At 61.8% G+C, this 9,163-nt stretch carries 8 protein-coding genes; 2 read left to right on the top strand and 6 right to left on the bottom strand.

Annotated elements, in window-relative coordinates; genetic code table 11:
- The first annotated feature begins 239 nt into the window (after positions 1-239).
- A complete protein-coding gene (locus N7650_RS27600) occupies positions 240-821 on the top strand; it encodes a Bro-N domain-containing protein (protein ID WP_347815660.1) in 582 nt (193 codons plus the stop codon).
- Between the two features lie 169 nt (positions 822-990).
- On the opposite strand, the gene N7650_RS27595 is transcribed toward N7650_RS27600, so the two are convergent.
- From N7650_RS27595 to N7650_RS27570, 6 genes are all read right to left on the bottom strand, one after another.
- Positions 991-1,173 carry a type II toxin-antitoxin system RelB/DinJ family antitoxin gene (locus N7650_RS27595; RefSeq protein ID WP_279900876.1) on the bottom strand — a complete coding sequence of 61 codons (183 nt, stop codon included), beginning with the start codon at positions 1,171-1,173 and terminating at the stop codon, positions 991-993.
- Between the two features lie 77 nt (positions 1,174-1,250).
- Positions 1,251-1,994, bottom strand: coding sequence for a class I SAM-dependent methyltransferase (locus N7650_RS27590; RefSeq protein WP_279900877.1), 744 nt, complete (start codon positions 1,992-1,994; stop codon positions 1,251-1,253).
- A gap of 115 nt (positions 1,995-2,109) precedes the next feature.
- Entirely contained in the window at positions 2,110-4,248 is a 2,139-nt protein-coding gene (gene katG / locus N7650_RS27585; protein WP_279900874.1) for a catalase/peroxidase HPI, read from the bottom strand.
- 342 nt (positions 4,249-4,590) lie between these two features.
- Positions 4,591-7,047, bottom strand: a complete 2,457-nt coding sequence (locus N7650_RS27580; RefSeq protein WP_279900873.1) for a TonB-dependent receptor — start codon at positions 7,045-7,047, stop codon at positions 4,591-4,593.
- Positions 7,048-7,136: 89 nt separating this feature from the next.
- Positions 7,137-8,090: a FecR family protein gene (locus tag N7650_RS27575; protein WP_279900872.1), complete on the bottom strand. Its 954-nt coding sequence runs from the start codon at positions 8,088-8,090 to the stop codon at positions 7,137-7,139.
- A complete protein-coding gene (locus N7650_RS27570; RefSeq protein WP_279900871.1) occupies positions 8,090-8,593 on the bottom strand; it encodes a sigma-70 family RNA polymerase sigma factor in 504 nt (167 codons plus the stop codon). Before N7650_RS27570 ends, N7650_RS27575 begins: the two co-directional genes overlap by 1 nt.
- A 186-nt stretch (positions 8,594-8,779) precedes the next feature.
- On the opposite strand from N7650_RS27570, the gene N7650_RS27565 reads away from it, so the two are divergent.
- Positions 8,780-9,085 (top strand): hypothetical protein, encoded by a 306-nt coding sequence (locus N7650_RS27565; protein WP_037061444.1) that lies wholly within the window; start codon positions 8,780-8,782, stop codon positions 9,083-9,085.
- Positions 9,086-9,163: the final 78 nt, after the last annotated feature.

The raw sequence follows: 9,163 nt of genomic DNA, 5'->3' as shown, positions 1-9,163 counted from the left end.
CCCTGCCTAACTTAACCCTCGGCGCCTAAGAAACGCCTTCACGTAGCGGCAAATCCGCTCCCGACAGATGCGGCTTTTTTGTGCCTGTGGTTTACTCCTGCGCGCAGAAAACACGTGTTATGTCGGGAGTGGACTAATACAAGACCCGGAAGGGGAATACGTCCGGTCCGCTACGTGGGATTTCTTAGCTCCCGACACCCAGCCCTAAGAAAGCTGAAAACACGTAGAGGTCTATAAAAATGCCCATAAAAGCAGACACTTACTGGCCTTTCGCTACTGCGATGTGCCTGAACATTTCGGAGGCCAGCCATACTGACCTCTACGAACCCACCCTCTTCACCCGCCACAACCGCCCTCTCCACACCCTCTGGCTCGAATCCCAGGCCTGGTTCTGCGCCCGCGAACTCGGCCGCCTGATGGGCCGGTTCGTGGATGAGCGCTGCATCGGCCGGCTCGATCCGGATCAGTGGCGCACGCTGAGGCTGTTGCGCTATGGGCGGGAGGTAGAGGCGCTGATGGTCAGTGAGTCCGGGGCCTATACGTTGCTGGCGCATCACTATGTGCCGGAGAACCGGTCATTGCGGCACTGGCTGACCCATGAGGTGGTGGCGGTGTTGCGGGATGGGCAGGGAGCGGCTGGGTATGATGGGCCGAGGTTGGGGCAGATGCGCTGGGGTGGCGAGCGGGTGGTGAGTTTGTTGTATTGGCAAAGCGAGCCTTGGGTAAGGTTGCGGGATATGCCGGTGGTGCTGGATGAGGTCGGGCCAGAGCCACAGGAAACTCGGCGGCGCGGGTGGGTGGGGCGGGTTTTGCGGTTTTGAAGTCAGCTGCCAAATGAAGGCACTGCGCGGCCCCTGTGGGAGCTGGCTTGCCAGCGATTACGATGGTGGGCTCACTACCGCAATCGCTGGCAAGCCAGCTCCCACAGGGGCCGCGTTGTGCTGTAGAACTGCTTTCTATGCAGCAGTGCAGCTTGGAAGGCTAGGTGTTCTACAGATCCTTTAGATCAACTTTGATTCGCTGTGGGGCAGCGAGTCTGTGTCGGGTCTTGGCGAGCAATTGCTTCTCTTCATCCTTGGTGAAAGGCGGTTGACCGTCCTCAGCCAATCGTTCCAGTTCTCGGCTGGCACAAGCTTTGAGGTGGTAATTGAGGTAACGAGTGATCGAGGCCATCAAGAGATCCTTGAGGAACTGACTGATATATCTACATGCCACTTCGATAAAGCCACCGCAATGTCATAACGCAGATATCAGCGCTTTACGCAGGCAAACAACCCATTCCCGGAAACCCCATCCCACGGCACCAGTTTTTCGTAGTCATGCTCCAGCACATGCACCTCGAAATACGGTTCCAGCAGTTCCCGCAATTCGTCGAAGCTCACCGCTACCATCGGGTGCTCGTCATGCCAGACCTGGGTCTGCCCCGCCAGCGTGCGCTCGATACTCAGCCGCAAGGCCTGCCGCTCGCCCTCGCCCGGGTAATTCCAGGCCGAGCGGAAGGTGAAACGGGCATCATCCAGAATCGCGGTGTGGGAGACGAACGAGCCGTTGTCGATCCGCCGCCGGTCCACGCTGTTGAAACAGAACACCCCGCCCTCCTCCAGCGCCGCGTGTACGCTGGCGATGCATGCCTTGAGCCGTTCAGCAGAGCCGCTGTAATGCACCGAATACAGGAAGCAGGTGATCAGGTCCACCGGCTCGGCCACAGTGAAGCCGCACATGTCGCCCAGCGAGAAATGCGCCTCGGGGCAACGTAACGCCGCCTTGTCGAGCATCGGCTGGTTGATATCCAGTCCGGCACTTTGATGACCTGCATCGATGAAGTGGCGGACATGCGGACCGGTGCCGCAGGCAAGGTCGAGGTGGCGCTTGCCGCCGTTGCCGAACAACTGCTGCAGGCGCTGCACGCAGTGGCTTTGCGCGCGGTAGTCGATATTCGCGCACATCAGGTCGTAGTAGCCCGACAGGTCGGTGTAGAGAGCATTGCCGGACATGGGCACCTGGGTATGCAAAGGGATCGAGGGGGCGGCATTGTAGCCGGAAGCACGGACGAAAAAAGGCCCGGTGAAGCAGAACTTCACCGGGCCCTCCTTTACTTCGGCAGATCCCTCAGGCGAGGTCGAAACGGTCCAGGTTCATGACCTTGGTCCAGGCCGCGACGAAGTCCCGGGCGAATTTCTCCTTGGCGTCGCTGCTGGCGTAGACCTCGGCGTAGGCCCGCAGGATCGAGTTGGAACCGAACACCAGGTCGTTGCGGGTGGCGGTGTATTTCACTTCGCCAGTCTTGCGGTCACGGCCTTCGAAGACTTCGTTGCTGTCATCCCCCGCTTTCCAGACGGTATTCATGTCCAGCAGGTTGACGAAGAAGTCATTGCTCAACGCGCCGACACGATCGGTAAAGACACCATGCCGGCTACCATCGAAGTTGGTACCCAGGACCCGCATGCCGCCGACCAACGCGGTCAGTTCCGGCGCAGTGAGCGTCAGCAGTTGCGCACGGTCGATCAGCAACGATTCGGTGGTGGCCGCACTGGTGCTGCGGCGGTAGTTACGGAAGCCGTCGGCCAGCGGTTCGAGGTATTCGAACGACTCGACGTCGGTCTGGTCCTGGCGCGCATCGACGCGACCCGGTGCGAACGGCACCTGGACGTTGACGCCGGCCGCCTGCGCCGCCTGCTCGATACCGACCACACCGGCCAGCACGATGACATCGGCCAGCGATGCCTTGCCCGACGCCTGCTGAACCGCCTTGAGGCGTTCCAGGGTGCCGACGGCGATCTCGTTCACCGCCCAGTCCTTTTGCGGCGCCAGGGCCAGGCGCGCCCCGTTGGCGCCGCCACGCTTGTCGCCACCGCGGAAGGTCGAGGCCGAGGCCCAGGCCACCGAAACCAGTTCGCCCACCGACAGGCCGGCCTGGGCGATCTTCGCCTTGAGGTCGGCGATATCCGCCGTGCTCGGGTTGTGTACCGGGCGGGGCAACGGGTCCTGCCAGATCAACTCTTCACGCGGCACTTCCGGACCGAGGTAGCGCGCCACCGGCCCCATGTCACGGTGGGTCAGCTTGAACCAGGCGCGGGCGAAGGCTTCGCTGAATGCCTGCGGGTCGTTGAGGAAGCGACGGGAGATCTTCTCGAAGCCCGGATCGAAACGCAGGGTCAGGTCGGTCACCAGCATGGTCGGACGACGCTTTTTCGATGGATCGAACGGATCGGGCATGATCTCCGGTGCGTCCAGCGCTTCGAACTGGATGGCACCCGCCGGACTGCGGGTCTGGGTCCATTCGAACTTGAACAGGTTTTCGAAGAAGTTGTTGCTCCACTGGGTCGGCGTCTGCGACCAGATCACTTCCAGGCCGGAGGTGATGGCGTGGGCACCGACGCCGCTTTCGTAGGCGCTGGCCCAGCCCAGGCCCTGGGATTCGATACCACCGGCTTCCGGATCGACACCCACATGACTGGCTGCAGAGGCACCGTGGGTCTTGCCGAGGGTGTGACCGCCAGCGATCAGGGCGACGATTTCCTCGTCGTCCATGGCCATGTTGCCAAAGGTGGCGCGGATCGCCGCCGCCGCCGAAGCCGGGTCGCCACTGGCGTTCGGGCCTTCGGGGTTCACGTAGATCAGGCCCATTTCAGTGGCCGACAGCGGGTTCTTGGCCAGGGTTTCCGGGTCGCGGTGGGTCAGCCAGGCTTTCTCGTCGCCCCAGTTCACGTCGTAGTCCGGCTCCCAGACGTCTTCACGACCGGCACCGAAACCGAAAGTACGGAAGCCCGAGGCTTCCAGCGCGACGTTGCCGGCGAGGATCATCAGGTCGGCCCAGGAGATCTTCTGCCCGTACTTCTGCTTGATCGGCCACAGCAGGCGGCGTGCCTTGTCCAGGCTAACGTTGTCGGGCCAGGAGTTGAGCGGAGCGAAGCGTTGCTGGCCACGACCGGCGCCACCACGACCGTCCACAGTGCGGTAGGTGCCGGCGCTGTGCCAGGCCATACGGATGAACAGGCCGCCGTAGCTGCCCCAGTCGGCAGGCCACCAGTCCTGGGAGTCGGTCAGGAGCTTTTTCAGATCGGCCTTGAGCGCGGAGTAATCGAGCTTCTTGAATTCTTCGCGGTAGTTGAATTTTTCCCCGAGCGGGTTCGAACGATCCGAGTGCTGGTTGAGCAGGTCCACGCGCAATTGATTCGGCCACCAGTCACGATTGCTGGTACCACCGCCGGATGTGTTGTGGAACGGGCACTTACCTTGGTTCGACATTGCTGCTTTCTCCTTTTTCCTCAGCAGACCGGCCCTTGGTGACGCGGCCGACAATGGTGGAACTTTAAAACTGCACGCCGCATGGGAAAAATTTATTAATTATATGAATTCAATAGCCATTTCCTTTTTGGCAAGCGAAACCAAGGCAGGCACATGAAAAGTTCCTTCTGGTCGATTCGGAAATCGACGAACGGCGCGAGCTGCGCGGAGAAGTAAAGCAGAGGGCCGGGGGCGGCGATTGGAAGATATGTAAATAAAAGCGAAGCGGCGGGCGCTGATCGCCAATCTCCACCGGTGGACGGGAGCTGGCGATCGGTGAAAAAGGCTGCGCCGAAAGGGCGCTTAGAAATCCACGGTGGCGGAAAGCTTCAGGGTGCGCGGCTCCCCTTGTGTCAGATAGTTGTTCGCCGTCGAGGCCGAGGCCCAGTACGCCTTGTTCGCCACATTCTCCACATTGGCGCGCAGGGTGATGTACTTATCGTCGGCCTTGAAGCCATACCGCGCACCGAGGTCGACCCGCGTCCAGGCCGGAATGCTCAGGGTGTTGGCCGCGTTGACGTATTCACCCCCGGTGCGCAGCAGGCGCCCGCTGATGGCAGCGCCCTGGATGCCTGGCACATCCCATTCGCCTCCAAGGTTGAACTGGAAGCGAGGCACACCGGCAGCGCGATTACCGTCGGTGGCGCCATTGGCCGTGTTCTTCTGCTCGGTGTCCATCCAGGTGGCACCGGCCAGCACCCGCAGGCCGTCGAGTGGCTCGCCGAAGACGTTCAGCTCGACCCCTTTGTTGATCTGCTCGCCATCGACATTGAAGGTACCGAGGGCTACGCCGGGGGTGTAGCTGGTGGAATTGTTCGGCTGCTCGATGCGGTAAACACCCAGGGTCGCACCGAAACTGTCCCAGTCCAGCTTGACGCCGGCCTCGGTCTGCTTGCTGCGCTTGGGCGGAAAGACTTCACCAGGGTTGGTGACGTTGGTCAGCGGGGCGGTCGGCCCCTGGGCCAGGCCTTCGATGCGGTTGGCATAGAAGGACACGTGCTCCCAGGGCTTGATCACCAGGCCATAGACCGGTGTGGTGATGGACTCGTCGTAGTTGCTGGTGCGCGCACCGCTGGCAGTGTTCCAGGCGTCGACTTCAAGGGTCTGGCGACGTACGCCAAGGGTGAGCAACACACGATCGTCGATAAAACCGAAGGTATCGGACAGCGCGACACTCTTGATGCGGTTCTTGCCGACGACACGCGGGTCGTGGATATCGCTGCCGAAATAGGTGTTGGTCGGACGTGGCACCTGGATCGGCTGGTACAGGTTGCCCACCGGCCGGTTCGCCACCAGGATCGCTTCATACGCCGAACGCTGCTCGCCCCACATGCCGGACAGGCCCAGGTTCATCCGGTGGCTGACGGGGCCGGTGTCGAACCGACCATCCAGGCCGGCGACGGCACTCTTGTTGTCCTCGTCATGGGGCGGATACAGAAAGCCCGTGCGACCGCTACCGTCGTTGCCCACATACAACGAGGAATAAATACCGTTCTCCCGGGTGTGCTTGGCACCGATACCGGCGTAGGCGGTCCAGTTGTCGTTGAGGTCGTACTCGCCATTGAGCATGCCGTAGGTGTCTTCCAGCTCGGACCAGCTCCAGTCCTGGGCGTAGTTGCTCTTCGCCGAGGGTGCATGGGGCACCTTGGTGCCATTGGGGTAGACCACGGCGCGACCATTGTCGATGCGCTGCTTCTGGTAACCGAAATCGGTAGAAAGCCGCAGCCGCTCGCCACGGTAGTCGAGGCCGACGGCGATCAGCGAAGTGCGCTTGCGCTCGTCATCGATGGCCGTTTCTCCGCCCCGCTGGGCCAGGTTGATCCGTGCGCCGAAGCGGTTGTCTTCGCCGAAACGCTGGCCAAGATCGAGGTGGCCGCCAACCTGGGCGTCGCTGGTGTAGTCCAGGGTCACGCTACGTGTCGGAGTGTCTCCGGCGCGCTTGGGCACCAGGTTGACGCTGCCGCCGATACCGCTGCCTTGCGGGGCGACGCCGTTGATGAAGGCATTGGGCCCCTTGAACAACTCCACCCTCTCCACCGCCTCGGTGTTGATGATCTGCCGAGGCAGAACACCGTACAGGCCGTTGAAAGCGATATCGTCGCTTTGCAACGGCAGGCCGCGGATGGTGAAAACCTGGGAAAAGTTACCGAAACCCGCCGACTGGCGCACAGCGGCATCGTTGAGCAGGACATCGCCAACGGTACGGCCTTGCTGGTCGGCGATGGCCTTGGCGGTATAGCTGACAACGCTGAAAGGCACATCGGTGATCGATCGATTGCCCAGCACACCGAGGTGGGCACTGCGTGCGACCTGGCCGCCGGCATAGGTATCGTCAGCGAAGTCGCCTGTAGCATTGACATTGGTGGCGCCCAGTTGCAACACGTCGCCGCTGGCGGCCGGGGCCAGGGTGTAGCCATTACTGCCAAGGCTCTGCAACACGTAGCCACTACCCTGCAGAAGTTGTGCGAAGCCGCCCTCGACGCTGTAGCTGCCTTGCAGACCAGGGCTATGCCGATCATTGAGCAGCTTCGCATCGAAGGACAGCGGCACGCCGGAAATCACGGCGAACCGGGCCAGTACATCCCCCAAGGCTCCGGGGGCGATGCTGTAGCTGCGGCCAACGCTGTTCGGCAGCGCTTCGGCGGCGCTGACATTGTGCGGCGGAACCAGGGCTGCGAGGGCGATAGCCAGGCTCAACGTCTTCAAGACAATACGCGGAGGACTGACTCGGGAAACGGACTGCAACAGCCTGGACGTCATGCGAAGCTCCTGTCGGCAAAGAGGAAAGTGAGGATTCACTTCCTCACCGAAGGGGCTGGAAAAAGGTATCAGGCAGCGTGTGATTTTTTTCAGCGGGGTTCGATCGCAACCCAGTAATGGGTCAGGCTGTTGATGCGGATCGGCAGGGTGTCCTGGAGCAGGCGCAGGCTGGCATCGGTATCTTTCACAGGGAAGGCGCCGGATACCGTCAGGGCGGCGACGTCGCCATGGCAACGCAGCACCCCGCGGCGATAGCGGCCAAGCTCGGCGAGCAGGTCGTCGAGGCGCATAGTGCGTGCGAGCAGCATGCCGTGCTCCCAGCTCAGCGCTGCCGTGTCCAGGGGCTGGGCCGGGCTGAGGGTTTCCCGGCCGAAACTGCCTTGTTCACCCGCGTTCAGGATCAGTGCCCCACTTGCCTGGGCCGGGCGCATTTCTACGGCGCCTTCGGTGACGAACACATGACTCTGCTGCCCTTCGATCCGAACGCTGAACCGTGTGCCGAGGGCCCGGGCGGTGCCGTGACGGGTTTCGAGAACAAGGGAACGGGTCGGGTCCTTGGCGGTGCTGATCAGAAGTTCACCTTCCAGCAGCTTGATCCGTCGCTCACGGGCGTTGAAGGCGATGTTCACGGCGCTGCCGGTATTGATCAGCAGTTGCGTGCCGTCCGGGAGGACGAGGGACTTCTGCTCACCAATGGCGGTGCGCTGATCAGCGCTCCACTGCTGCCAGGGAAGCTCGCGATACGCCATCCACAATGCGGGACCAGCCAGCAGGAACAGACCAAGACGGTGCAGGGCCTGGCGGCGGCCGACGCGCTTGCTGTGGTGCAGGCGCCGAAAGGTGTCACTGGCAAGACTGCCGGGTAACGCATGCAAGTCACCGAGCAGGGCTTCGGCACGTTGCCAGGCCAATGCATGCTGCGGGCTGCGCTTGCACCACAGCTGGATCGCGCGGTGATCGGCGTCGGTCGCAGCACCGGACTGCAGTTGCACCAGCCAGTCGGCGGCTTCACCGAGGATCAGCGGGTCGATATCGGGATTCATCAGCCGACGCTCAGGCAGGCGATAAACGCCTCGCGCATATGGCGTTTGACGGTGATCAACGATACGCCGAGCTGGTTGGCGATCTGCGGGTAGGTCAGGCCCTCGATCTGCGAAAGAAGGAAGGCTTCGCGTGTGCGCTCGGGCAGTTCGCGGAGCATGGCGTCAATACGCTGCAGCGTCTCGAGGATCAGCCAGCGGGTTTCTGGCGAGGGAACTTCGGCTTCGGGCAAATGGGCGATGCTTTGCAGATACGCCCGTTCGACATCCTGACGTCGCCAGCGGTCGATGACCAGGCCCTTGGCGATGTGAGTCAACAGGGCCCGAGGTTCACTGCCGAAGCTGCGGGACGGTCGGGTCAACAAGCGTACGAAGGTGTCGTGGGCCAGGTCGGCAGCATCGTTGGTGTTACCCAGCTTGCGTTGGAGCCAGCCGTGCAGCCAGCCATGATGCTCGCAATAGAGGGTCTGGATATGCGGGTAGGAGGCGCGATCAGTCAGAGACATAGAGGCCACTGGGCGCCGACGGCAGACGGCATTAATGTAAGTAAGAATTGCTATCAATTCTATCTGTGCGGAGTCCGCTCTGGCAATTGCAACAAGATGAGTACAGGCCGACCGGACGCGGCATCTCTTTGCCCAGCTGTGAGAAAATGCGCGGCTTTTTGTTCCGAAGAATGGAGATGTACTGTTTTGGTAATGCATTACTCAACGAACGGCGACAGCGTCGCCTGTGGTCGCGTCGGTAACAACCTGAGCATCAGCGCGGTCGAGGCCGAAGTGGATTGCAAATCGTGCCAGCGCTCGCTGGCCAAGGTGGAAGCCGCGCCGGTGAAGAAAGCACCGTCCCTGGCTGAACTGCGCAAGCAGCGCCAGGTGAGTCAGGCACGAGCGAAAGCCGCCACCTTCTGCTTCAAGGCCAACTGGCGCGCGCGCCTGAGCGCTCTTCCCGATCGTTGCCGTCTGCCACGAGGCGTTGCACCCCAGGCATTCGTCTAAATCTTTTCACGGGGCCACATGGCCCCGTGTTTTCAGGTGTTTTTCCTGGCCGGAAAGACAAAACCCCTACCTGCATAC

This window comes from Pseudomonas sp. GD04058, from assembly GCF_029836855.1.
GTDB classification, from domain to species: Bacteria; Pseudomonadota; Gammaproteobacteria; order Pseudomonadales; family Pseudomonadaceae; genus Aquipseudomonas; species Aquipseudomonas bharatica.
The sequence above is the reverse complement of the archived record's forward strand: the minus strand, read 5'-3'. Positions and strand labels throughout refer to the sequence as shown.

Bases quoted from the DNA above. Each gene is read 5' to 3' on its own strand.
- N7650_RS27580 (WP_279900873.1), bottom strand. From the start codon at position 7,047: ATGACGTCCAGGCTGTTGCAGTCCGTTTCCCGAGTCAGTCCTCCGCGT.
- N7650_RS27575 (WP_279900872.1), bottom strand. From the start codon at position 8,090: ATGAATCCCGATATCGACCCGCTGATCCTCGGTGAAGCCGCCGACTGG.
- N7650_RS27595 (WP_279900876.1), bottom strand. From the start codon at position 1,173: ATGGCCTCGATCACTCGTTACCTCAATTACCACCTCAAAGCTTGTGCC.
- N7650_RS27570 (WP_279900871.1), bottom strand. From the start codon at position 8,593: ATGTCTCTGACTGATCGCGCCTCCTACCCGCATATCCAGACCCTCTAT.
- N7650_RS27590 (WP_279900877.1), bottom strand. From the start codon at position 1,994: ATGTCCGGCAATGCTCTCTACACCGACCTGTCGGGCTACTACGACCTG.
- katG (WP_279900874.1), bottom strand. From the start codon at position 4,248: ATGTCGAACCAAGGTAAGTGCCCGTTCCACAACACATCCGGCGGTGGT.
- N7650_RS27600 (WP_347815660.1), top strand. From the start codon at position 240: ATGCCCATAAAAGCAGACACTTACTGGCCTTTCGCTACTGCGATGTGC.